Here is a 23,807-nt window from a genome sequence, read left to right as displayed (position 1 = left end):
CTTCGGAAAAACCGTTGGCTTGTCCTTTCAGAACCGCGTCTTCAGCAAACGTTCCACAGCGTCATGAAGGTCGTCGTCGTTAACTTGGATCGGCGGATACAATGCTTCGTAGGACACCCGGAAAACCTTCATGAAGTAAAGCAACTCATAATCACCTACCCACACCAACCGCGATTCTATTTTGGCCAGACTGCCGCGCGACACATCAAACCCCACCATCTGCAACCGCACAGCGAGTTCCTCCTGCGTCCACCTCCTTTGGTCACGCAGTTTGCGCACCTGGGGTCCGATGAGATTGCGTTTTCTCATGACAGCGCTGGTTCACTCGCTATCATAGGGAAGTTGAAAGTGATCCTTGCTCCCGTTTGGGAGCAAGAATTCAAACGACTCGTTCAAGCAGACGCTATGCTACTGATCTGAAGGAGCATCTCTTGGGTGTCGTATCGCACCCCACCGCCACAAGTGGCTTTCTCTGTATCAGAGATCGAAGCAGTCATCCGTCGCCTCCTTCCCTGTGTTGAGGTGTGTCCTTCAATTCCTCCTGCTGCCATGCAACCCACCAATCTTGACCCTGCACGAGACTACGATACTTCGGCCTGCATCCATGCCCTTGCCACGAGTCTCCACCTTGCAAGCCATCGCTCATCAAGCGCCGCTGCCGCCCTAGAAGCCGCGACGCCTTTGCTTGTCGATAGCCTCCGTTCACATTGGAGCACGGGCCAGGGCACCAGGGTCCGCCACATCCTGTGGAGCCTTTACACTTGCAACCATCTGGTCAACCTCGGAGATGCCTGCACCGGATTGGATCTTGAGCTATCCGAAGCTGTGCAGGCCGCAATCACAGCGCGGCTGGCCCTCGGCCCGGAAGTGGAACCGCAACTCAAACTTATCCTGAAATCCTCCGGCGAATTCGCTAGGTTTGATGCCGTCGAGAAACGCACCCAGGATCACCTGCCCGTCATCTATCCGCCCAATGCAGCCGATGCCGACGAATTGCGGCTGCTGGCGGAGGCCGCACAATCGGCGCCCCTTTGACCACGGCTTGAAGCACACGCAGGTTTTTCATTCGTATCGCAATCCTGCGTGTCCATCGCCGCCCATAATTTAGGGTAATCTTGCTCCCAGTTGAGAACGCTCCAGACAAGCATTTCACCGATAATGGCGCTTCCGTAAACCCAGACCGGCCTTTTCCCGTTCCTGTAGGTCACGGCAAACCTTGTTAAATAGACGCCTTATGAACAAAACCATCTCCAATCAAGAGGATCGCCTGATGGACTTCCACGAAGTCGCTCATCTGCTCGGTGACATCTCCGAACGCTCGGTCCGCCGCCTTATCGCGGCAGGGGACTTACCTCAGCCTGTAAAAGTCCGCAGTTCCCCCCGGCTCTACCACTCCGAAGTGGTGGCGTATCTCGAAAAACTCAACCTCAAACGCAAACGCAAACAAACCTCCTCACCGTAACCTTCCGCAACTCTCAGATGGAGAGGTGCGGCTGGCAGCATTGCGATTTTCGAAAGAACTCATCCCAGTTCCCTCAATCACTTTTGCCATGGTCGCCATGGTCCGCTCCCACCTCAGTGCATCGTCAATTGGCTCACGACATTGCCAACCACTCCGCTCCACACCATCCAGCGTCCATTTCCAGGAGTCAATCAGCGCCACTCACTGAACTTCAGTGACAAGAAGAACTGCTAAGTGCCGTCGAAGGCGTTGCATGTAGGCGTCGGGAGTCATGTCACCCGTTTCGCGGCAACCGTAAGCTGCCTCAAGCACCATTGTCGGTAGAGAATGTTGATCCGAAAGCAGAGACGACACCTGCTCAGTGATGTTTTGGCGATAGTTGAACAGTAGGTCGCCAGCAACACGACCCTTCGCTTCGAGTAAATCTGCGGCGTGTGCAGTTGAACGAAGCAGTCTGGTCGGCTCTCCTACAGTCGCATCCAGATAAACCACGAGTTTTTCAACAATGCTGGATTCCGCTGCCAGCCGTTCTTGTGCTGAAGCCAACCATTGCTGCAGCACATTCTGTATTAGCGCATGGAAAAGTTCGTCTTTGGACTTAAACGATAAGTATAGCGATCCCTTCGCCATCCCGGCTTCGGCAGCGATGTCGTCCATGGATGTGCGGCGGGCACCATACGTAATGTAGAGCCTGGTCGCCGCGTCAAGTATCCGAGCTGTTCGTCGAGCATCGGTTGCTTTCGATTTAGTCGCTTCGCTCATGCTCGTTCGAGCTCCCCTTGAAGGTCCAACAAGCTTGCGCTGTCACTCCACATGCGCGTGATGGTATTTTCGTCGCGTGCGAGCGCCGATGGTGCTGGAAAAGTGACTTTGCCCTTTTTTAGCAGCACATAAATCTGACCATCCGGGGGTTGTATCTCGCCAAGAGCGAGTTCTGCTAGCGTTGATCCGGCCAACTCTGGTGTATGAAGCGCGGGAACGAACTTCGCGACCAGCGGTAGAACATATCGGAACGCCAGCCCGATCGCGAGGCCACGCGCCGCAACCAGCCCGGTGCCAGGGGTCGGACCGGGAGAATAGGCCACCACCCGAATGCCCTTTGAGCGAATCAAAGCGTGACGCGCCAACGCCTGCGCGGTCAGGAGGTTGCAGAGCTTGCTAGCCGAGTAAGCTCGTCCAGCCGCTCTTGACTTGCTATCGTCGAGATCCGGATCAGTCTCCGGATAGGCCAGACGGTGTCCGTTTGCGTGTTTTGGAGCGGGCACCGCAGCCCCCTCTTCCGGGTCGTGTGTGCCGCTGGTCGTTAATAGAACGCGCGATCCTGGGTTAAGAATCGGCAGAAGCTCGCGAACAATGAGGTAGTGCGCTAAGTGGTTCACCGCAAAATTCATTTCAAACCCGTCCGCGGTCTTTTCCAATGGGAAATTGCCACCGGCGTTTAGCACCAGCAGATCAATTCCGCAGTGGTTGCAGGTCTCGTGAACTTGTCGACAGAATTCCCTAACCGAGATGATGCTTGCCAGCTGCAAAGGTATCGCGTGTCCCACCGGCGCGGGGCCAGGACTTCGTTTGCCGACGAAAAGCTTATTGCCTCGCTCCACAATCATACGAGCGGCAACCAGCCCAAGGCCGGAGGTCCCGCCTGTCATTACCGAATAGCCTATTTTTGATGACTTCATAAGACTCCTGAATCTGAAAATGAACAGATGACCAAAAAAACATAAATGGTCAAACAGTAATTCCGCCTGACCCACCGGAAAATTGCCCGGTCGAGTGCGAGACTTTTCGGGAAGGCCCCACCGGGATCTTCGCTTCGCCCGCCGCTCCAGAGTCCCAAAAAAAGCCGGGGGGCAAGACTCGGAATTCGAACGGACGATCAACTCGACGTAAACCAATCGAGCACTTTAACCATCACAGCTAGCACAGCCGTCGGTGGCCGGAGATTGGCCCCACTTTATTTTCGCACTGCCTTGTTCAATCATTGTCATGGCGGCATTTTGTGTTATGATGGAATGGTCTTGTTCGCACAACGGAACGGACAATTTCCCGGCTCAAATGAAGCCCGGCGCTTATTTGCCTGCCCCCTTTTCGCGGCACGCATTGCTCCATAGAAGAGCTACAGAAAGGTCTTTTACGCCTTCACCACGCCGTGATGGACCAGCCAATTTACAGGTCTTCAGGCGCTGAAAATGGCGTAGCCGGAACCTGCATCAGACGATTTCAACCAGACGGCCTGACCGTCGCAACCAATTGAGACCATGACCTTCAATGTCTTCCGCGCCAAAAAAACCATCAAGGGCAAACCCTATGTTTGCCGCAGCTATCGAGGTCGATACCGCCTTGATGGCCAGGACAAGGTCCACGACATTCCCCTCTACACTTCCGACAAGCGAGTCGCCCTCAAGCGCCTTGAAGAAATCGTTCGCGACAAACAACTCGAAGCCGTTGGGATGCTGCCTCCTGAATCGATCCGCACGGCCTTCCAGTCTGCGCTCGATGAACATCTCTCCGAATACATTTCCGACCTCCATGCGGTGGGACGCGACGACAAGTATGTAAGAGAACTCAATAAGCGCGTTCAGCGTCTCATGCGCGAATGCGGGTGGAAACAGCTCAAGGACGTCACCTCCAATTCATTCTTAAAATGGCGCGGCAAACAAACGCTCTCGACAAAAACGCTCAACGACTATCTGGATTCCATCCGCTCACTCCTCAACTGGATGGAAAGCCATCAACGCATTGAACGCAATCCTCTCAAGCACATCCAGAAAGTGCAGAGCAACGGGAAACAGATTCGTCCCCGGCGCGCATTCACGCACGAGGAATTCATCCGCCTGCTTTCCGCAGCCGGTCGCCGTAAAGTCGTTTATCTGATGGCGGTTTTCACCGGCTTGAGGCGTGCTGAAATGCAGGGCCTTGAATGGGACGACCTTCATTTGGATGCCAAGCCGCCTTATTTGAAGGCTCGCTCCTCCACGACCAAGAACGGAAAAGATGCCATCATTGCGCTGCACCCTGATTTGGTGGCTGCACTCAAACAATTACATGAAGACAGCGGCAAGCCCACTGCCGGCACAGTGTTCAAGAATCTCATCCCCAGAATGAGTATTTTTCGGGCGGATATGAAACGCGCAGGAGTCGAATACGTGAACGCGAAAGGGCAGACTGCCGATCTACATGCGATGCGCCACACTCTGGCCACCAATCTGGCTTTGGCCGGGACCGCCCCCCGTGTCGCAATGGAAGTCATGCGCCACAGCGACATGCGTTTGACCTCCAAAACCTATACTGATGCTGGACTTTTGCCGCTCACGGATGCGGTGACCAGCCTGCCTTCGTTTATTCCATCGGCAAAACCTTCCTCACTCATATCTTCACCTAATTTGCTCCGCGCCAGTCAAGACCTGTCCATCCTGGACAACAAATTTCACCCAAACCACGCAACACAATCGGTTGAAAATGAACCAGTTAAGGCACCCTTGTCTGTTCCTGTCCAGCCTAGTCCAGAAAGTGAGGGATGGTGCGCGATGCAGGGTTCGAACCTGCGACTCCTGCCGTGTGAAGGCAGTGCTCTACCACTGAGCTAATCGCGCGTTAGTGACTGAGGGCCGTTAAATTAACTCAAAAGCCTTCCAACGCCAGCAAAAATTTCACTCCATCTGCAAACCACCGGATAGGAGCCACCACTACCCCACGTTACCCTCCCTCATCGCGTCAATGACGCCTCTTCATCCATGAAAGTCTTCCACCCACTCCTCACTCTGGCCCTCGCCCTCACGGCGCTGCCCCTGACTGCACACGCCGAACTGAAACTCCCCGCCATCATTGGCGACAACATGGTCCTGCAACAAAAGCAGGCCGACCCGATTTGGGGTTGGGACGCTCCCAATACCAAGATCAAAGTGTCCTTCTCCGGTCAGGTCAAGGAAACCACCGCCGACAAGGATGGACGCTGGCAGGTCAGCCTCGACCCCATGAATGCGAACGCCACGCCCCAGACCATGACCGTCGAAGGCAGCTCCAAGCGTGAACTCAAAAACATCCTCATCGGCGAAGTTTGGATGTGCTCCGGCCAATCCAACATGGGCTGGACCGTCAGCGCCTCATGGGATTCCGACCTCGAAATCGCCACCGCCAAACATCCCAACATCCGCCTCATCAAGGTGCCCCTCGTTGGCACCCAGGAAATCCAGGAAGACTTCAAAGGCCAGTGGGAACCCTGCTCCCCTGCCAATGTCGGCTCCTTCTCCGCCGTCGGTTTCTTCTTCGGTCGCACCCTTCACCAATACCTCGACGTCCCCATCGGCCTGATCAACAACGCCTGGGGTGGTTCTGCCGCTGAAGCCTGGGTGCGCCGCGATATCCTCGACGCCGATCCACGCTTCAAAGACACCATGGCCCGCTGGAAACAGACCGAGGCCACTTATGACTTTGAAAAAGTCAAAGCCGCCCATGCCGTGCAACATGCCAAATGGAAAACCGCCGCAGAAGAAGCCAAAAAAGCTGGCAAACCCGTTCCCCAAGCTCCGCGCCCTCCCCAAAATCAGCTCACCGGCCAAGGCCGTCCTGGCAACATCTACGCCGGCATGCTCCACTCCCACATCCAATACGGCATCAAAGGCGTCATCTGGTATCAAGGCGAATCCAACTCCGGTCGCGCCAAGGAATACCGCGACCTCTTTCCCTTCATGATCGAGTTCTGGCGCAAAGAAGCCAAGCAGGGCAATTTCCCCTTTTACTGGGTGCAACTCGCCGACTTCAAGGCCGAAAAAGCAGAGCCTGGCGACAGCGATTGGGCCGAACTTCGCGAAGCGCAAACCCTGACCCAAAAGCTTCCCAACACCGGACAGGCCGTCATCATCGACCTCGGTGAAGCCAACGACATTCACCCCAAAAACAAACGCGATGTCGCCGACCGTCTCGTCCGTCTCGCCCTTGCCAAGGACTACGGAGCCAAGATTCCTTATCGCAGCCCCGAGTTCAAAAGCGTCGAAGTCAACGGCAACAAAGCCATCGTCAGCATCGACACTTTCGGCAGCAAACTGCGCACCGTCGACGTCAGTGAAGTCAAAGGATTTGCCATTTGCGGTGAAGATCAAAAATGGCAATGGGCCCAGGCCAAACTGCTTCCCAATGGCACGCAGATCGAAGTCACCCATCCCTCCATCCTCAAGCCTGTCGCCGTTCGCTACGCTTGGGCCGACAACCCCATCTGCAACGTGTTCAGCGTCGACGGTCTCCCCTTGACCCCCTTCCGTAGCGATGATTTCCCCATGATCACCGCGCCCAAACCTGTTGCCGCCACCCCTGCTCCTGCTCCTGCTCCTGCTTCAGCAGCCAAAGCAGCCCCGTGATAGAAGGGCATCCGATTAAGCACACTTAAAGCAGAACGCCGTCGAGCATTCGACGGCGTTTTTTCATTTCCCGATCCTATTCGGGTTTTCCCATCTCATATATCTTCCGCACCTCATCCACCGACAAGGCCTCGCGATACAACAAGAACTCATCCATCCGGCCATTGAAATTACGGATCTCAGTCGATTTCGCCCCGCTCACGGGCAGGCCCCAATTGCCCAATTCCGCCATGCCGATCCGCATCCGAGTCCCGGATGGTATCCCCTTCTCCAGATATTCGGCCACCAGCTTGCCATTGACGTAGTTTCGCCCAATGCCTGACTTCAAATCAAAGGTCACCGCCAGGTGATACCAAAGACCCATGTTCTCCGCCCCAAAAGCCGGCTCCGTTCTAAAGACAAACTGCGACCACTCCTTCTTGTCCTTCCTCACCCCCAAAACCACCCGCCCGTCATTCTCGATCTGCCAGTGGGGATTGCCCGGCTGAAATCCATCCGTCAAAAACAAACTGTTCCAACGGCGGTCCAGCCCATCCACCGACACCCATGCGCACAGCGTAATCGCCTGCAATTCCCCGTCCACCTGCACCCTCACCCGGTCACCCGGCGATTTGAACTGCAACGCCTTCTTCCCCGCCCAACGCCCCTGCACCCAGCGCGCTCCAACGATCGATCCATGAGTCCCCTCCGCCGCACCTTTTGCAGAATTGGGCAAAGTCCGCCCCCAATCCGTTTCTGGCTCGAACGCATAACCCACCAGCAATCGCGGATCATTCAACACTTCCTCCATTCCCGCCCGCCAGGCTTGGCGACGCAATTGAGCCGACTCATGTGAAAGCGAACGCAGATCATCCAACTCCACAAACGCGTGCGCCTCCGCCCCTCGGTCCGTTGCGGAATCCCCTGCCCGACCATCCCACAGCTGCCCTGTGGTGAGACTCACCTTTTGCGTTTGCGCCTCCGGATACACCTCCACTTCTCCATCAAAAACATGCACCTCCGATTTCCCCGTCTCGTCCACCCACAATCCAAATTCGGTCCCCAGATCGACCACCTTCGCATCCGGCGTGACCAACCTAAAGCCCCGCGCGTGCGGCGAAACATTGACCCTCAAACGCCCTGCCAGACACTTCGCCTCGTCCACCGATACCACCTCCAGCTCACAAGGCCCTTCCAAAGTCATCGACGCGCCACTGTAAAACTCCAGTCGCGCCAATCCGGATCTCAAATTCAATCGACCCGCCGCCACCGGCATCCCCACCCGATGCGAAGCGCCCTCGTCACCCCACTGCGCATTGACGGCCTCCACCAGAATCGCACAGCCTCGATCCCTCGCTTCCACCATTTCAACCGCCTCATTTTCACGTCGCAACCAAAAAAACAATCCCATCATTAAAACACATGTCAAAGCACTTAAATAGAACCATTTACTTAATTTATCCACTTTGCGAATGGACATCAATCCATTGGCACTTTGAGCCTCATCGGTCAGCTCGCACAACCCCGCCATCAACACCCCGCGTTGAACGTAATATCGTCGAGCCTGCTCACTCATTTTCAACGCATCAGCGAGCATTTTGGCATCCTCATCGCTGAGCTGACCTTCCTCCAGATCGTGCAACCAACGATTTAAACGTAAAATCTCGTCGTCACTCAGCTTCATGACAGTGACTCCTCCTTAGATAACGCATTCAAAACACAATCATGCAGCACCTGTTTCAAACGCATCAACGCCTTATACGCCGCCTGCATCGAACGACCACTCATCTCCGCCGCCCTCTCAACTCCGCTTTCACGTTCATAACGTGTTAAAATAAACCGTCGATCGCGCTCGTTGAGTTTGCTGAGACATCCCGTAAGCGCCTCTTGCATCGGACTCATCTCCTGCCTCATTTCCACCGCCGTCGCCGCGATGGCCTCGAGCACTTCGTCATTAAAAACCACCTTCGATCGCGCATACTTCTGCCGCGCCGCCCTCACCTTCCACCACGCAATGCGCATCGCCCACGACAGGAAATCCGTGCCCTGTTCGAACTCTGCAAACTTGTCATAAATCGTCAGCGACGTCTCCTGCAGGATGTCTTCCGCATCATGCCGGTTCGGCACCAGCGTGTAAATATAGGCAAAAACCTGCCGTTCATGCCGCATCAAAAGCGGCACCAGCGCCCGGTGAATGTCAGGATCTGCCATTGCCTTCAACATAGCTTCACGCCCGCCCTTTGGGACAAACAATTTGCACCCACCCCCCCTCAAGGTTACCAACCCCGAGCATGACCACCATCACCGAAGTCGAAGTCGAACACGTTCTCGTCATCCCCCGCTCCCTGTTCAACGAACTCGGGTCGTTCGAAGGATTTCAACCCGACGTCTCCCGCTACCTCGACGCCATGCTGGCCCCCGGTGCCAACTTCTTCCTTCCTCGCCCGGCCGCCGAACTCGATCCGACCCACAAACAAATCATCCCCTACAACATTTTCCATCACCAGGGCCGCTACCTCGTTTACACCCGTGGCGGCAAATCTGGTGAGAAACGCCTTCACGCCAAAAAGAGCATCGGCATCGGCGGTCATATCAACCCCCACGACGAGCGCGAAGACACCCTCGGCACCACCACCTACTTCAACTCCATCGAACGCGAGCTCGAAGAGGAACTCATCATCAACGGCAGCCATACCCAGCAAGTGATTGGCCTCATCAACGACGACTCGAATGAAGTCGGCCAGGTCCATCTCGGCTTCGTCCACCTCTTCGACCTCGACACCGACGACGTCAAAGCCAACGAAGAAGCTCTCCAGGATCTTCACTTCCGCACTCTCGAAGAACTCGTCACCGACATCGACCAGTTGGAAACTTGGTCCCGAATCTGCGTCGAGCATTTGCAAACACGCTGACCCAACCAGCCAGGCCAAACCCCCTGTCATTCTCTCCTCGCCACCCAGAAACCAAGGCTCCCGCTTTGAAGAAGAAGTTCAACTCTTCCAACGATCCCGATGCCCCCCGTTTTCACGGCTGGTCCAGCTTGCTCGCCTTTTTTACTGGCGTCGGTTCCCTGGCGACCCTTATCGTCCAGCTCGGGTTCGTCGGTCAGGTAACCCCAACCATCCACCTCATCACCCTCGGACTCGCGGTGCTGTTCACCTTCGAGCAGGTCCTCGCCCTGCCCGACATCCTCAAGCGCAGCAAAAAAGCCCAACGTAAACTCTGGCTCCTGGTGGTCGCCGTCATCACTCTTGCACTCATGGTGGTGTTGGCGGTCGCGGGTTGGATCGATGGTCACGATCACAAACTCTCCCTGCTCGCCCACGCCACTGTCCAGACCATCATTTTCGTCACTCTTTTTCTGCGCGGCCTGCGCCACCAAGCCCGCCTCACCGCTGTCACCCTCAGACCCGGCTGGCTGCTCATGGGCAGCTTTGGCTCCGTGGTGATCGTCGGCACCCTGCTGCTCAAAATGCCTCTCGCGGTCACCGAGGGCAACACCCTCACCTGGCTTGACTCTCTCTTCACCAGCACCAGCGCCGTCTGCGTCACCGGCCTTGTGGTCCACAACACCGCCGAATTTTTTACCCCCACTGGTCAGATGATCCTCCTCGTGCTCATCCAGTTTGGCGGACTGGGCATCATGACCATCACCTTCTTCATGGCCGCCGTGCTGTTCCAGGGCATGAGCCTTCACGACCGCTTTCTTCTCGGAGAAATGATCGCCGAAAAACGTCTCGCCCATGTCGGCGAAACCCTGCGATTCATCCTCCTCTTCACCTTCGTCACTGAAGCCATCGGAGCCATCGCCATCTACTTCTGCCTGCCGGAGGACCGCCCCACCGCCGAGCGCATCTACCAGTCCATCTTCCATTCCATCTCCGCCTTCTGCAATGCCGGATTCTCCACCCTGCCCAACGGCCTCGCCGACGAATGGGTCAAAGACCACGGCACCCTTCAGGTCGTCATCACCCTGCTCGCCATCGCCGGTGGTCTTGGCTCGCTCGTCGTCTACGACACCCTTCATTATCTTCGCAGCCGCATCGCCCGCCTGTTCAGTCGTGAAGTCCGACGCCCGCGCCTGCGCGTTCATACCCGCATCGTCTGGTTCATGTCCGCCCTGCTCCTTTTCGGCGGCTGGCCCCTGCTCTACTTCACGGAATTCGTCATCTTCGACGGCAACCAAAACGCCGGTCCGTGGATGACCGCCCTCTTCAAATCCGGTGCCGCCCGCACCTCCGGCTTCAACAGCGTCGACATGGGCGAGGTCAGCAATCTCAGCATCCACATCCTCGCTTTTCTCATGTTTGTCGGCGGCTCCCCCGGCGGCACCGCGGGCGGACTACGCACTACCGTCGTCGCCATGGCCGCCATCTATCTTTGGAACATGCTTCGCGGCACCGGCCAGATCGTCCTCTTCCATCGCCGTCTCCCCGCCGAAGTGGGCCCCCGCGCCCTCGGCGTCATCGTCCTCGGCATCGGCTGGCTTTTCGTCAACTTCGCCATCCTGCGCCAAATCCAACCCGAAAATATCCCCGACTCCAAACTCTTCTTCGAGCTCGTCAGCGCCTTCGGCACCGTCGGACTCAGCCTCAACCTCACCCCCGAACTCACCTCCGCCGCCAAGGTTCTCATTCTCATCAACATGTTCGTTGGCCGCATTGGACTCCTCACCCTGATCATCACCGTCATGCCCCTCGGCAAAAAACGCAAACTCGCCCACCCGCAGGAAGACATCCTGCTGGTCTAAGCATTTCACTTTTTCCTTTTCACTTCACCCTTTTCCCTTTTTCTCACCATGCGCTTCTGCATCATCGGCCTCGGCAACTTTGGCACCCATCTCGCCCGTCAGCTCGCCCGCGACGGACATGAAGTCATCGGCGTCGACAACGACCCCGCCCACACCGAGGCGATGAAGGACGAACTCGAGTTCCTGATCACCGCCGACTGCTCCGACATCAACGTCTTCGAAGAAATCCCGGTGGCCGAATGCGATGCCATCATCGTTGCCATCGGCGAGAGCTTCGAGTCCTCCCTTTCCGTCGCCGCCAACGTCCAGCAAACTGGCGCCAAACGCATCATCTGCCGCGTCGTCAACGCGCTGCACGCCCGTTTGCTAAAACTTCTCAAAATCGACGAACTGCTCATCCCCGAATCCATGGCCGCTGCCTGGCTTGCGCGTTCCCTGCGCACTCCCGACCTTCTTGACAGCTTTTATATCGGCAAAAGCCACGAAATCGCCGAGGTCGTCGCCCCCGCCGCCCTCATCGGCAAGACCCTTATCGAAGCCGACCTCCGTGGTCGCTACGAACTCAACCTCATCACCATTCTCAAACGCAAAACCGCCCTCTCCTCCAAATCCTCCGTCCCTCAGATTGATCAAGTCCTCGGCATCCCCGACCCAGCCCGTCTCTTCGAGGAAGGCGACATCCTCGTCCTCTTCGGCCACGAAAAAAACATTCGCCGTCTCCTCAACGACGACGCCTGACATTTATCTCCCGCGCCCCACAGGGACGCAGGAAGCCCCCTCACCTCATCAGCGCAGTTTCCCCATCGGAAACGCCTTCCCCGACATCGCCTCCTTCGCAGGCGCGCCCCACACTGGCGTCGGTTCATAATCCCAATTCAGCAACATCCGCGGACTCGCACTCGGATGAAAACACCAAGCCGTCCAGTTCAAACGATGCTCCTGAATCAACCCCAAAATGTCCGGCACCCATGTCTCCGCATCCTCCTGCATCTCATGCGGCATGAAATCCATCTTCTTTGCATCCGCCCCCACCTCCCCCAACAGGATCGGATGCAACGCCGCCGCGTCCAGCAGATACTTCTGCCACCCCTTCTTCCACGGGTAAATATGGCACGCATAAATGATCCCGTTGCCCTCTTCGTCCTTTAAACCAAACCCGTCCACAATCCCATCCAGCTGATACGCATAATCCAGCCCCCCCACCACCACCAAATTCTTCGCACCCGTCGCACGCACCGCATCCAGCATCGCCTGCATTCCCGGCGACTCAAACCCACGCTTGTTGTGCAACTTCTCCTCCGCCGACAAAAACGCATCCTCATCCCCCTCCTTCTTTCTTTCCTCCACAAAACCCCCATTACGCCACACCTCCCACGAGATCCCGTGCGGCTCATTCAACAAATCAAAAATCACCGCCGGATGATCCTTATACCGCGCCGCCGCATCTGCCCAAAACGCCAGATGTTCCTTCTTCGGCGCGCGATAACGATGCAAATCCAGCACCAGATAACATCCCCGGTTCGCCGCCAGCGTCACCGCCTGATCCACCACCTCGCGATACGCCTCCCCCTCATCCCCCATGTCCTTGCCAAACCAATAATCCTCCTTGATCGGCAGACGGATCACATTGCCCTTCCACTGCTCAAGCCCCACCACAATCGACTTGTGAACCTGCTCCCCACGCACACTCCATTCCAGACTCGCCACATTCATCCCCTGCAACCACACCTCTTTCCCGCCATCCACCGTCACCAGCCGGTTCCCCTTCACCTTCAACATCGGCGGCCACTTCGTCTGATCATCCGCCTCCACCGGCACCTTCGACTTCGCCACCCTCTCCTCCCGCTCCTTCTGCTTCGCCACCAACACCGCCGGATCCACCGGCTTTAACGAAAAATCATCCAGCTCAAACCTACCCGCCTTCACATGAAACAACGCCGGCATGATCACCACCGATGCCGCCTCTTTCGGCACCAAAAACTCCGTCGACCTCTCCACCCAACCCTCCGTATTGCGCTGCGAATATGGTGCCGCTGGCTTCCCCTTCATCACCTTGCCATCCGCCCCCTTAAACTCCAAAAGAATCCGCGCATCATACCACGACTTCTCCCCCTTCTTTAAATCACTGATCCGCTGTTTCCACCCCAGCGACAACGCCTCCACCCCCTCAGGCAAATCAATCTCTCGGTAATCCAGCACCATCTTGCCCGGCTCCTTGCTCTCCAAACGCAAATAACGGTTCCCCTCTTCATCTACAAGATTTTTCGCCTTCTTCCCGGGCGGCTTCGTATACCCGCCGTCCACAATCAAATCTCCATGCTGCTGCAACGCCGCCGACGCCTTCGCCCGTTTGCCCGCAAGCCTCTTCTCCATCGCCGCCGCCGCCTTGGCCGCACGCTCCGCCGCCTCCACCCGCAACGGCTCGGGGTCCACCGCACTGATGCTCATGTCATCAATATCCCAAACCCCAGACTCCACCTGAAAAAGCGCCGGCATAAACTTCAACATCGTCGCCCCCTCCGACACCAAAAACTGCACACTCGCCTCCGTCCACTCCGGCACATCCTTGCGGAAAGACGGCACCTTCGGCCCCGGCGACACCTTGGCCCGCTGCCCATCCAAAAACTCCATCATGATGCGCGCGTCAAACCAGTCACTCGTCCCCTTCTTTAATCCCGTGATCCGATGCCGCCACTTCACCTCAATCGCTTTCACCTCCGCCGGAATCGGAATCTCCTGATAAATCATGATCATCGCTCCCGGCGAAGTGCTGCTCAACCGGATGAAACGGTTTTCCCCTTCCGTCTGCCACGAACCACCCTCCTTCGGTTTCGCCCACCCAACCGGCCAGTCGCCCGCCTCATTGCCCTTCTCAAAATCCCCATTCGGCACCAACCCAACCCCCGGCGCCCCATAAGCATTGGCAACCGCACCCAGCAAAGACGCCGCCAGCAGAACTTGGAACATGCATCGTTTCATCCATCTAGTTGCAGCGTTTTTCATCATAAAAAGAAAAAATTAATAACAGTAACTATAACACCCCGATGTGCGCTCATGTCATCCATGTTAGAAGAACCATTCACCACTGACTATCTAGCCAAATGGCTAATTCTTCCAGTCGCAAACAGGCTTCACCATAAAAACCTCAAGGCCGATAAACTCTCGAACGCCCCGTGATCGGTTCGATCTGCAACGTGCAAAAATTCGCCGGTAATCCCGATTCCGGCCCTCTCTTGTCCTGATCCTGAAACAAGGTGAGAAACCAGTTCCCTTCCGGCAGATCCACAGGGTTTAAACTCGTTCCTCCATCCGGCTTAAATACCAGCCCCACATAATCTGAAGGCAAACGTTCCCCCGGCAGATCCTCCTGACCAGATGACAGACCCGACCGGTTGGGATTGGCATAATCCAGCAGTGTCGAATGTTCTGCATTGGCCGAAAGAATTACCGATCCAGGCAACCGCTTCACCGGCCCGTCAGCCACCAGTTGCGAACCGTCACCCTTCTGTTGCTGCCGCAACGTTCGAAACGCCCGATACTGAAAACCCTCCCCTCCCACATTCGAAGCCACCCGGTAAAATCGCACTTCAACATCACGATTCTCCGTCATCGCCGCCTGACGCGCCAGGTTCAATTCATCATTCAACATCGACACCGCGCTGTTCATCCGCGAAGCACTGATCAACGAAATCGCCGCTGGCGTTACCAAAGCCAGCAGCACCGCAAAAATGCCGCAAACCATCAGCATCTCCACCAGGGAAAATCCATAACACAGCAAACGACAGTCTTTAAGTCGGACATTCATGGAGCAAAACGGGTAACATTGCGGATGCGAAATTTGTAAGGCCCGACCATGCCTTCATCATCCAGTTCAGTCGTGGCCGTTTTCCCGTCGGCCTTCACCAGCGAATCCGCATTTGGATCAAGATACCGCTCAATCACAAACGAACCCCTAAACTCGCTGGTGATCACATCCAGACCATCCACAAACTCATCCACCGCCGCCGTCCGACGCTGCTTCAACGCCTGCGCTTTCACATGCACCGTGAAGGTGTTCGATTTGGTCGTTAGCCGCGGATACAAGTGCCCATACGGCTGCTCGCGCACATTGTCACCGGTGAGCAGGTAATCTCCCCACCAATCCCCCATTTCATCATAAGTCACTTCAGCATCCGCCTGTCCACCGTTCACTGACTTGCCGGGAGTTAGATAAATGTCGCAGATCTCCGAAGCCGAACGGAAGATATCCTTCGAGGCAAAACGTCTTTCAAATCCCGCCAGCGTTCCTTCCCTCTCATCAAGATTCAAATGATAGCGATAGTCAGGCGGTGGATTGTCCTTTGAATTGAATTTGTAACGTCCTCCCTCACCGGTCGGAATCGCCATGATCTGGGTGGACTTCAATACCGCCCTGACCGCCGTTGACCGGGTCAGATAAGTGAACGGCACCATCTGATAATTCATGTTCACCTTGCCTGCCGTGGAAAAAGGTTCACTGATCGCATAAGGCTCCACAATCGGCATCGTAAACAAATCAAGAAAGGCATGATCCGGCACCATCGCATACGGAGGAGCCAACCCCGTTGCCGCTGCACCCAATGGCTTGCCAAAACCAGGATGGGCATCCCCACCCGCTGGATTCCGACAAAACAGCAAGGTCTGCCAGGGTTTCACCTCATCAGGATTGCCCGGATCAAGACCCGAGGGCAATGACCCAAACGCCACTGCCGATGCTATCTGGCGGTTAGGTGAAAACGAAGCTCCGCTTTCCGCCACGCCCGCACCGTTCACATAACCGCCCTTCGCATAATAAAGACTCGAACTGGATTGCGATTTGTTGGCACTGGCCTGGTCCGCCGGGTTGATGTAGGGACCATCCGCAATGCTCCCCACCCCGTTGTCCCAATCACCCGGCGTAACCCCGTCCGCCATCAGCGCCCCTTGCAACCCACGAGGCACCACCGGAATGGTCGAATGCCGTTTACTATCCCCCCGATTGGGATCGTTGTAAGCAGCGGACGCCACCAGTTTTCCCCGAGGATCACTCTTCCCGCCAGCACCATTGTAGAAACCGTTTTGACTGCTCGTGTCCGCCGGACCCGTCTGACTGTCAATGCGCAAACTATGCACCAATTTGGCCTCGACTGCCGTCGGCAAAGTTTGCGAATAAGGCGCCCCACCCAACGGAGTGTCCGTCAATCCATGACCTTCAAAGTAACTCGATGGAACCTGTGGCAACCCCGCGAACATCCTCAGATCACCGCGAGCAGGACCAGCATAACGGGCCTCCACACTGCGCACCGTATCCGAGGCCAGAATCAGCGGCAGCAGATTGTGCTTTCCATCTTCAAGGATTCCAAATCGTCCATTGGGATTGCTTGGCTGTGCATACCGGGCAATCCGGTTGTCGTAATTCGCATAAGTTGGCGCGTTCGCCTGGACGGTGGGTTTCGGCAGTCGCGCAACCGGAGGAAAAACCAACTGAATCGTCTGCACCACCGCCGATGGATTCGATCCCGGCGCTATCTCTAGCTTGAGGGTCCCGCCGCTGAAATCAAATTTGTCGGTCGGAATCTGAATTGCCGCAGAACAAAACGTATAGTTCAATTCTTCATCCGCATGTCCCAGCGTTTTGGCATTCGTAAACTTGCCGCTGGTGGTGCTGTAATATTGCGTTGCCTGCTCCAACCCGGTTAGCGCCGTCGCGTTCGACTGACCATCCTTGCCAGTCACCAGATTGCTCACCTCTGCGGGAAAACCCAGGTTCACTGATCCTGCATTGAACGCATCCAATCCTTTGGCTGTATATCTCACATTCGCCGACCAAACCGGAGGCCCCGGCGTCGGATTAAACGGCTCAAGAATCAACACCGCGCGCACCTCGTTGGGATCGTCCGGGTTCGACGCATAAAACACCAGCGCCGCTTCCGTGATGGTAGGAAAGCGGCCGAATCCACGCGTGCCGTTGGGCAGGCTCAAAGGCACCACCTGCGACTGCCCGGAGATCATGCCTGAAGGGTTGAACGGCGCAAAGTAATAACTGGGATTGCCTGCTGTGCTGAAAGTATTTACCTGACTTCGCACGAAGTCCCACATTTGGGTCAGAATCTGATCCCTGGTCTGCGGATATTTATCCAGCAAACTACCCCCAAGTCCCGGCACAGACCTGCTGGTAAGTGACTGAAGATAGGCATACAAGTCCCGATTCCTTGGTATCTCCGTCCAGTCCATCGTCGGACTTTGACTGCTCGCCGAACCCATCGTTTGGGAAGTAGTGAAAGTGTTGTAACGTTGAAAATAATAAGGCTTAGGCACCCCTGTTTGATTTCCCAGCGTGGAACAAAAAGCGATCAGCCGATCTTGCGCATTGCGTTCAATCGCAGCGGAAGGTTGGTCCACATCCGCCGTATTTGCCTGCAACGGCCACAAGGCAATCCTTGGTTTGTTGAAAAGATTCACTTCCGGCGCACGGCTCACCGTGGTCAGAAAAAAGCGCGCACGTTCCAGGTCTTCGGTAACAAACGGAAGGTGCGGACCTTTGTTGTTCTCCTGCCGTGGCGACCCGGTCGCGCTGAAGAAAAACTCATCCACGGTCGCATACAACCGGTCCGCATCCGGAACCACCAACGCCGTCGTTGCACCCATCTGCACCGTGCCACTGCGACTTCCCCCATCCACCACTCGCGGAATCATCCCATAAATGCGCGCCTTGTAATCCACCTCGGTTTCCCCGGCAAAACTCGGAAAGATGGGACTTAACGACGTCATGGCAGGATGCCCCGGATAACGTTGAAATTCATTTTGTGCCGGCATCCGCTTGGCCAGCAACAGCTCATAACCATCACCGTCGGTGGCAGAAGAACGTGACGACGTCCAGGGCCGGTCCCAGAACGTGCCCTCTGATGCCGTGTTGATGTTCACCTTGCTGCTCTCATCATCCGTCCAGAACGCCACCCTTCCCACCAGGTGATTCACCGTTCCATCCGCGAGCACCTCACCCGCCCCAGTGACCCTCGACGTGGCCGGATCCATCGTCGCCAGCGTGCCGTCTTTCAGCACATAAATCCATTGCACCGGCATCGGCAACGGATTGCCTGAAACCACACCATCCTTCAGCACGACATGATTGCCATCCACATAACATCCCTCCACCGGCGGCAACTCCCCTACCAATGCCGTCGGCGAACCATAAGCACTGCCAACCGCCGATGGATGCAAGATCGGAAAATGCGCGACCAAACTTCCCCCACGCCGCGCATACGCCGGCGCATTCAGATCCGTGTAAAGATGCCGCATCTCCTGAGAAGCCCAGTTACCTGGAATTTCACTGATCAACTCCGCCTCAGCATCAAAGGCACCCGCCTTGCGCAAGTCTCCGGACGAGTAAAGTTTGTAAGCCGCCACCGCCCTGCCTTCATCATCAAAGGAACGAATCATCCCGGGTTGCGACGCCCATGCCAACGAAGGCTCACCCGTCGCATCCTGAATTTGCGACATCACCAGGTTCACCGCCGAGTCCGCAAAGATCCTTGCATCTGCCGCCTGCACCTGGTTCTGCGTCGATTGATACTCGGTGGAAACCGTCGAAAGAAATGCCACCACCAGAATGGTGACCAGCACCAACATCGGCAACACAATCACCAAAGCCATGCCCCGTGTCAGTGCGCCAGTTCGTTTATTCAGGAGAATTTTCATATCAGTTCACACTCCATTTCGCTTCCCGCATGATGATCTCCGTCGTGAAGATCCGATAAGTCAGCGGCACCGTATTGCCCGTCAAATTTCCCGCCTCCGCACGACAGATTGCTTCCACCGCCCTAAGATCATCCTTCAACAAAACCGCATGCTTAAACAGCGATGTCGCCGCCAGATCAATGGCCGCTGGCGGAGTGGTGTCGTTACCCTGAACTCGACGAGCCGAAGCTTCATCAATCACCACCATGACCACCTTCATCAACGGCGGCAATTGATCATGACGCGATGCCGACAAAGGTGGCTTGCCTCCAGCAGGAAAAATCGTGAACCGGTCCGCCGGAAACGCGGGCGACGCTGACGCCCATTCAACATCCTCAGCAGCCGCCCGCCTGACTCGACTGTTGTAGTTGTAATGCGGTGCAATCGACACCCCGTCCCCGATGCCATCCGGTGCATCATCATGAGGCGACAATTGTGGCAAAAGCACCAGCGCGATGACATTCTCAGCCACCACCCGACTGGTCGTCGCGGCATGATTGACAAACCAGTCACTGCTCCTGCCAGTGGTCGGATCGTAGATTCCCAGTCGCTCGCTGCGCTGGGTCATTTCCATCAATCGAAACCGGTATCTCGGTTCATAACTCGGGGCCCCCTTCACTGGTTTGGGCACCGAGCTTTCATCACTGCCAAAACTCAAAAAATAGCCGCAGGCGTTCAACGTATTGCGCAGTTCCCCATAAGAACCCGAACGTCCCAAGGGAGCCTGAAAAAACACCGCATGCGTCTGGGTGTGAACCGCCGCAGAACTGTTCGCCAGCAACGCAGCGGATTGCCCGCTGATGAAGTGCAGGTCGGAAATACGATCGTATACTGCTGGGGTAAACCCCGCCAGCTCAGTTGCAGTCAACCCCAAGCGTGAACGATTGCTGCCATCATAATAATCGTAGTAAGTGTTCAGCGTCGCCTGACTTAACGTTCTCGTCATCGATTCAAACGCCGCCCGCGCTTCTTGAAAAGTCTGGATCTTGTTCACCGCCCCACGCCACACCTGACTGGTCTGCAAAGTAAGTTGCGAAACCAATACCATGATCACCGCAAGCAGTCCCGCCGAGATCAGTAGCTCCACCAAAGTAAAACCCTGGATCAATCGATTCCTCTTCTTGAAGACCAACATGGAACTTACCCCTTTCATCTTCCTATCTTCCATTGTCGGTCACCAAAAATGCCGTCTTCATCGCCGACGGATGACTCAGCAACTTCTCCGCCTCATCACCACCACCATCGCCTTCATCCTTCCGAACAATCCGCTGTGACTTCGTATTCAGCACACACACAGTAACCACCGCCAGATTCGACGTGTTCAAACCCCCGGGCAGAACCGCGCTTTTATTCACATGCACCTCCGCCTTGTAAACGGACGATGTTTCATCCTCCGCCACATTGCCTTGATCATCAAAATACCACGGTCCCGTCACCTCACTGGTCGTCACTTCCGACAACACCGAGAAATCGGCCTGCTGCGCCTCATTCGCCAGCTTCTGGGTGATCTGCCCCACCATCATCGCATCCACCGTTCGACGCGACACATCCAATCCAATGGGTAACATGCCAAAGATGGCCACAAATGCAAAAGACAGAATCCCCATTGCCAACGCCACTTCCACCAATGTAAATCCCTTGAGGGTTCTGGCCGGAATCGATGTCGGGCGAAAAGCCAAAACGGAGCGTGCTTGTATTCGTTGCATCCACACATTATCACCATTTCACCGCTCCCTGCCTATCTAGCCAAATGGCTAATTCTCAACGTCTCATCCACCTGCTAGAGTTTTACCGTGAATTACCCACCTGAAGACGTGACGCTTCCACCAACCAAACTTGGTCGGGCAATCCGGCATCTCCTCATCACACTGATTCCTCTCACGCTCCTCATCGCCAACGCCACCGCTCAAACCCCGGTCCTTCGCGAGATCACCGAAGTCCGTGCCCTGCCTCCCGAACAGGCCGCACGCAACCTGCCGGTGGAAATCGAAGCCATCGTCACCTTCATCAACCCAAGCCTGAACACCATCATCCTCAACGATGGACGCGAAGGCATCTATGTCACCCTGCCCAAGCCCGCCCAGCCTGAGATTCGCAATGGCACCATACTACGCCTCACCGGCCACACCCAACCCGGCGGATTCCTCCCCATCATCGCCGCTGAAAAATGGCTCATCCTTGACCAACAACCAACCCCAACGCCAAAGCGCATCCACGCCGCCGAACTCTTCTCACCATCCCTCGACTGCCAATGGGTCCAAGTCTCCGCCATCGTCACCGGAGCCAACGATGACGACGACAACATCATCATCCCCACCGCTGAGATTTCCGGTTGGACCGTGCGCCTGCTGGTGCCGCCCGGCGAGAAATCCCTGCAGCACATCGCGCACATCATGCAGCAACCCGTCACCATCACCGGAGTCGTCGGCAGCGTCTTCAACGACCAACGCCAGTTGGTGGGCCGCCACTTTTTCCTCACCTCCGCCGAACAAATCGTCCCCACCGAAACCCCCGCCCCCTCCGCCGAAGCTCCCCTGCGTGCCGTCAATGAACTGCTCCGCAGCGACTCCAACTCGCACACCCGCGTCCGCGTTCGCGGCATCGTCACCCGTCCCTCTTCCGATGGACTGTTCATTCGCGGCGAAGGCGGCAGCCTCTTCATCCGTTCCGTCTCCCATCAACTTACCCCCGGCACCCGCATCGAAGCCGAAGGATTCGCCGCCGTCGCCCCCTTCCGCCCCGTGCTGCGAGCCACCCGCGTCACCCCCGTTGGTCAGGCCCTCGCCCCCCAACCCCTACAAATGGACCCCGCCGGACAGGACCTTTCACCTCTTCAATCCGAACTCGTCGCCGTCGAAGCCACCCTCCAGGCCCTCCGCACCGGCACCCGCAATGAAACCGTGCTGCAATGCCGCGCCCGCGACTGGTTCTTCGAAGCCATCCTGCCACCCGGCCAAACCACCCCCACGCGACTCGTCGCCGGCAGCCGCATCCAACTTGTCGGCATCTGCGAACTCACCACCACCCATGCCCTCCCCTTCAGCCAGGGCATCGACGGTTTCCGACTCCACCTCAGCCACCTCGACGACATCACCATCCTGCAATTGCCCCCGTGGTGGACCCTTCCCCGCCTGCTCTGGGCCCTCGCCATCATCGCCGCCGTCGCCCTCGCCTTCTTCACCTGGGCGTCCCTCCTGCGTCGGCGCGTCAGCGAACAAACCAAAACCATCCGCGACCAGATCGAACGCGCCGCCGTCAAGGATGAACGCCAGCGCATCGCCCGTGAACTCCATGACACCATCGAACAAGAACTCGCCGGCCTCTCCATCCAGTTGCGCAACGCCCGGCAACGCATGCTCAGCGCCCCCGACCAGGCCGGCCAGTCACTCTCCCTCGCCGAACAAATGCTGCGCCACTGCCGCGAAGAAGCCCGCACCTCCATCCGCGACCTCCGCTCCGCCGCGCTCGAGGTCCGCGGCCTTCACGGCGCCCTCGAAGAACTCCTCACCCCCACCGTCAACGAACTCGGAGCCCATTTCAGCCTGCAATCCCAAGGCCAGCCCTACCCCCTCACCGGTCCCGCCGAAATCCACCTGCTGCGCATCGCCCACGAAGCCGTCGTCAACGCCTCACGCCACGCCTCACCCAAAATCATCCAGGTCACCCTTCAGTTTGAACCCGACACCATCACCCTAGAAATCCGCGATGACGGAACCGGATTCGACCCCGCCCAGTCCCCCCCTCGCGGTCACTTCGGCCTCCTCGGCATGCGCGAACGCAGCAACAAACTGCACGCCACCCTCACCATCGACTCCACTCCCGGCAAAGGCACCACCATCCGCATCATTGTTCCCGCCGCCTCCGCCCGCCGCCCCAGCCAACCCGCCACCTTCAAACCATGAAGCGAAAAATCCGCATCCTCATCGTCGACGACCACGCCATGATGCGCCTCGGCCTCGCCGAAGCCATCGCCGCTGAACGCGATTTCAACCTCATCGGCGAAGCCAGCAACGGCACCCAGGCCCTGCATTTTTATCGCGAACATCAACCCGACGTCGTCACCATGGACTTCAGAATCCCAGGCCCCGACGGCGCGGAATCCACCGCCATGTTGCGCGCCGAATTTCCCGATGCACGCATCGTCCTGCTCTCCATCTTTGAAGGCGAAGAAGACATCTGGCGCGCCGTTCAGGCCGGTGCCTCGGGTTATGTCTCCAAATCCGCCGAAATCGAAGAACTGCTCGAAGCCATCCGCGTCGTCCACACCGGCGGCACCTACTTCCCCGCCGCCATCGCCGCCAAACTCGCCGCCCGCCAAACCCGCGACAACCTCACCCCGCGCGAACTCCAGGCCCTCCGCCACATCGTCGCCGGCTTCAGCAACAAGGAAATCGCCGCCCGCCTGCACATGTCCGAAGCCACCGTCAAACTTCACATCTCCAACACCCTCGCCAAACTCAACGTGGCCGACCGCACCCAGGCCGCCATCATCGCCGTCCGCCGTGGCATCATCCATCTCGACGCCTGA

General features: G+C 56.9%; 19 protein-coding genes, 1 tRNA gene and 1 pseudogene. 9 read left to right on the top strand and 12 right to left on the bottom strand.

The features are described from left to right. Positions 1-27: 27 nt before the first annotated feature. Complete coding sequence (locus FEM03_RS07075; RefSeq protein WP_138085501.1) at positions 28-309, bottom strand: helix-turn-helix domain-containing protein; 282 nt, start codon at positions 307-309, stop codon at positions 28-30. Positions 310-549: 240 nt separating this feature from the next. Between FEM03_RS07075 and FEM03_RS07070 the strand changes: the two genes are divergently transcribed. Continuing rightward, a complete protein-coding gene (locus FEM03_RS07070; protein ID WP_138085500.1) occupies positions 550-1,035 on the top strand; it encodes a hypothetical protein in 486 nt (161 codons plus the stop codon). A 199-nt stretch (positions 1,036-1,234) separates the two neighbouring features. Then, positions 1,235-1,462: a helix-turn-helix transcriptional regulator gene (locus tag FEM03_RS07065; RefSeq protein ID WP_138085499.1), complete on the top strand. Its 228-nt coding sequence runs from the start codon at positions 1,235-1,237 to the stop codon at positions 1,460-1,462. Positions 1,463-1,663: 201 nt separating this feature from the next. On the opposite strand, the gene FEM03_RS07060 is transcribed toward FEM03_RS07065, so the two are convergent. From FEM03_RS07060 to FEM03_RS25085, 3 genes are all read right to left on the bottom strand, one after another. Next, a complete protein-coding gene (locus FEM03_RS07060) occupies positions 1,664-2,224 on the bottom strand; it encodes a TetR/AcrR family transcriptional regulator (RefSeq protein WP_138085498.1) in 561 nt (186 codons plus the stop codon). Beyond that, positions 2,221-3,141, bottom strand: coding sequence for an SDR family NAD(P)-dependent oxidoreductase (locus FEM03_RS07055; protein ID WP_138085497.1), 921 nt, complete (start codon positions 3,139-3,141; stop codon positions 2,221-2,223). The genes FEM03_RS07060 and FEM03_RS07055 overlap by 4 nt, the downstream gene beginning before the upstream one ends. Before the next feature lie 531 nt (positions 3,142-3,672). Continuing rightward, positions 3,673-3,966: a hypothetical protein gene (locus FEM03_RS25085; RefSeq protein ID WP_240772696.1), complete on the bottom strand. Its 294-nt coding sequence runs from the start codon at positions 3,964-3,966 to the stop codon at positions 3,673-3,675. Between FEM03_RS25085 and FEM03_RS25900 the strand changes: the two are divergent. Further along, a pseudogene (locus FEM03_RS25900) lies at positions 3,913-4,695 on the top strand (tyrosine-type recombinase/integrase); the annotation flags it as partial. The gene FEM03_RS25085 and the pseudogene FEM03_RS25900 sit on opposite strands and share 54 nt — an antisense overlap. A 285-nt stretch (positions 4,696-4,980) precedes the next feature. On the opposite strand, the gene FEM03_RS07045 reads toward FEM03_RS25900, so the two are convergent. Then, positions 4,981-5,055, bottom strand: a tRNA-Val gene (locus FEM03_RS07045). Positions 5,056-5,196: 141 nt separating this feature from the next. On the opposite strand from FEM03_RS07045, the gene FEM03_RS07040 reads away from it, so the two are divergent. Then, complete coding sequence (locus tag FEM03_RS07040) at positions 5,197-6,816, top strand: sialate O-acetylesterase (RefSeq protein ID WP_138085496.1); 1,620 nt, start codon at positions 5,197-5,199, stop codon at positions 6,814-6,816. A gap of 76 nt (positions 6,817-6,892) precedes the next feature. Here the strand turns inward: FEM03_RS07040 and FEM03_RS07035 are convergent, their stop codons facing one another. Beyond that, on the bottom strand, positions 6,893-8,479 hold the full coding sequence (locus FEM03_RS07035; RefSeq protein WP_138085495.1) for a LamG-like jellyroll fold domain-containing protein: 1,587 nt from the start codon (positions 8,477-8,479) through the stop codon (positions 6,893-6,895). After that, a complete protein-coding gene (locus tag FEM03_RS07030) occupies positions 8,476-9,006 on the bottom strand; it encodes a sigma-70 family RNA polymerase sigma factor (RefSeq protein ID WP_138085494.1) in 531 nt (176 codons plus the stop codon). Before FEM03_RS07030 ends, FEM03_RS07035 begins: the two co-directional genes overlap by 4 nt. An 80-nt stretch (positions 9,007-9,086) precedes the next feature. Between FEM03_RS07030 and FEM03_RS07025 the strand changes: the two genes are divergently transcribed. From FEM03_RS07025 to FEM03_RS07015, 3 genes are all read left to right on the top strand, one after another. After that, positions 9,087-9,707 carry a hypothetical protein gene (locus FEM03_RS07025; protein WP_138085493.1) on the top strand — a complete coding sequence of 207 codons (621 nt, stop codon included), beginning with the start codon at positions 9,087-9,089 and terminating at the stop codon, positions 9,705-9,707. A gap of 65 nt (positions 9,708-9,772) precedes the next feature. Then, positions 9,773-11,545 carry a TrkH family potassium uptake protein gene (locus FEM03_RS07020; protein ID WP_138085492.1) on the top strand — a complete coding sequence of 591 codons (1,773 nt, stop codon included), beginning with the start codon at positions 9,773-9,775 and terminating at the stop codon, positions 11,543-11,545. A 48-nt stretch (positions 11,546-11,593) separates the two neighbouring features. Beyond that, positions 11,594-12,283, top strand: coding sequence for a potassium channel family protein (locus tag FEM03_RS07015; protein WP_138085491.1), 690 nt, complete (start codon positions 11,594-11,596; stop codon positions 12,281-12,283). 48 nt (positions 12,284-12,331) lie between these two features. Here the strand turns inward: FEM03_RS07015 and FEM03_RS07010 are convergent, their stop codons facing one another. From FEM03_RS07010 to vccB, 5 genes are all read right to left on the bottom strand, one after another. Beyond that, positions 12,332-14,512 carry a glycoside hydrolase family 5 protein gene (locus FEM03_RS07010; RefSeq protein ID WP_206170908.1) on the bottom strand — a complete coding sequence of 727 codons (2,181 nt, stop codon included), beginning with the start codon at positions 14,510-14,512 and terminating at the stop codon, positions 12,332-12,334. A gap of 178 nt (positions 14,513-14,690) precedes the next feature. Further along, on the bottom strand, positions 14,691-15,350 hold the full coding sequence (gene vccD, locus FEM03_RS07005; protein ID WP_138085489.1) for a Verru_Chthon cassette protein D: 660 nt from the start codon (positions 15,348-15,350) through the stop codon (positions 14,691-14,693). Next, positions 15,347-19,240 carry a Verru_Chthon cassette protein A gene (gene vccA, locus FEM03_RS07000; protein ID WP_240772694.1) on the bottom strand — a complete coding sequence of 1,298 codons (3,894 nt, stop codon included), beginning with the start codon at positions 19,238-19,240 and terminating at the stop codon, positions 15,347-15,349. Before vccA ends, vccD begins: the two co-directional genes overlap by 4 nt. Position 19,241: 1 nt before the next feature. Further along, positions 19,242-20,414 (bottom strand): Verru_Chthon cassette protein C, encoded by a 1,173-nt coding sequence (vccC, locus tag FEM03_RS06995; RefSeq protein WP_138085488.1) that lies wholly within the window; start codon positions 20,412-20,414, stop codon positions 19,242-19,244. Positions 20,415-20,436: 22 nt separating this feature from the next. After that, positions 20,437-20,985, bottom strand: a complete 549-nt coding sequence (gene vccB / locus FEM03_RS06990) for a Verru_Chthon cassette protein B (RefSeq protein ID WP_138085487.1) — start codon at positions 20,983-20,985, stop codon at positions 20,437-20,439. Positions 20,986-21,072: 87 nt separating this feature from the next. On the opposite strand from vccB, the gene FEM03_RS06985 reads away from it, so the two are divergent. Further along, the gene (locus FEM03_RS06985; RefSeq protein WP_240772693.1) at positions 21,073-23,181 is read left to right on the top strand and encodes a sensor histidine kinase; all 2,109 of its coding nucleotides are present in this window, start codon (positions 21,073-21,075) and stop codon (positions 23,179-23,181) included. Beyond that, positions 23,178-23,807, top strand: a complete 630-nt coding sequence (locus tag FEM03_RS06980) for a response regulator (RefSeq protein WP_138085486.1) — start codon at positions 23,178-23,180, stop codon at positions 23,805-23,807. The genes FEM03_RS06985 and FEM03_RS06980 overlap by 4 nt, the downstream gene beginning before the upstream one ends.

Origin of the sequence: Phragmitibacter flavus (genome assembly GCF_005780165.1) — a bacterium.
GTDB lineage: Bacteria > Verrucomicrobiota > Verrucomicrobiia > Verrucomicrobiales > Verrucomicrobiaceae > Phragmitibacter > Phragmitibacter flavus.
The sequence above is the reverse complement of the archived record's forward strand: the minus strand, read 5'-3'. Positions and strand labels throughout refer to the sequence as shown.

Excerpts from the sequence above, each read along its gene's own strand:
- FEM03_RS07075 (WP_138085501.1), bottom strand. The coding sequence starts at position 309 with ATGAGAAAACGCAATCTCATCGGACCCCAGGTGCGCAAACTGCGTGAC.
- FEM03_RS07070 (WP_138085500.1), top strand. The coding sequence starts at position 550 with ATGCAACCCACCAATCTTGACCCTGCACGAGACTACGATACTTCGGCC.
- FEM03_RS07065 (WP_138085499.1), top strand. The coding sequence starts at position 1,235 with ATGAACAAAACCATCTCCAATCAAGAGGATCGCCTGATGGACTTCCAC.
- FEM03_RS07060 (WP_138085498.1), bottom strand. The coding sequence starts at position 2,224 with ATGAGCGAAGCGACTAAATCGAAAGCAACCGATGCTCGACGAACAGCT.
- FEM03_RS07055 (WP_138085497.1), bottom strand. The coding sequence starts at position 3,141 with ATGAAGTCATCAAAAATAGGCTATTCGGTAATGACAGGCGGGACCTCC.
- FEM03_RS25085 (WP_240772696.1), bottom strand. The coding sequence starts at position 3,966 with ATGTTCATCGAGCGCAGACTGGAAGGCCGTGCGGATCGATTCAGGAGG.
- FEM03_RS07040 (WP_138085496.1), top strand. The coding sequence starts at position 5,197 with ATGAAAGTCTTCCACCCACTCCTCACTCTGGCCCTCGCCCTCACGGCG.
- FEM03_RS07035 (WP_138085495.1), bottom strand. The coding sequence starts at position 8,479 with ATGAAGCTGAGTGACGACGAGATTTTACGTTTAAATCGTTGGTTGCAC.
- FEM03_RS07030 (WP_138085494.1), bottom strand. The coding sequence starts at position 9,006 with ATGGCAGATCCTGACATTCACCGGGCGCTGGTGCCGCTTTTGATGCGG.
- FEM03_RS07025 (WP_138085493.1), top strand. The coding sequence starts at position 9,087 with ATGACCACCATCACCGAAGTCGAAGTCGAACACGTTCTCGTCATCCCC.
- FEM03_RS07015 (WP_138085491.1), top strand. The coding sequence starts at position 11,594 with ATGCGCTTCTGCATCATCGGCCTCGGCAACTTTGGCACCCATCTCGCC.
- FEM03_RS07010 (WP_206170908.1), bottom strand. The coding sequence starts at position 14,512 with ATGTTCCAAGTTCTGCTGGCGGCGTCTTTGCTGGGTGCGGTTGCCAAT.
- vccD (WP_138085489.1), bottom strand. The coding sequence starts at position 15,350 with ATGAATGTCCGACTTAAAGACTGTCGTTTGCTGTGTTATGGATTTTCC.
- vccA (WP_240772694.1), bottom strand. The coding sequence starts at position 19,240 with ATGAAAATTCTCCTGAATAAACGAACTGGCGCACTGACACGGGGCATG.
- vccC (WP_138085488.1), bottom strand. The coding sequence starts at position 20,414 with ATGTTGGTCTTCAAGAAGAGGAATCGATTGATCCAGGGTTTTACTTTG.
- vccB (WP_138085487.1), bottom strand. The coding sequence starts at position 20,985 with ATGCAACGAATACAAGCACGCTCCGTTTTGGCTTTTCGCCCGACATCG.
- FEM03_RS06980 (WP_138085486.1), top strand. The coding sequence starts at position 23,178 with ATGAAGCGAAAAATCCGCATCCTCATCGTCGACGACCACGCCATGATG.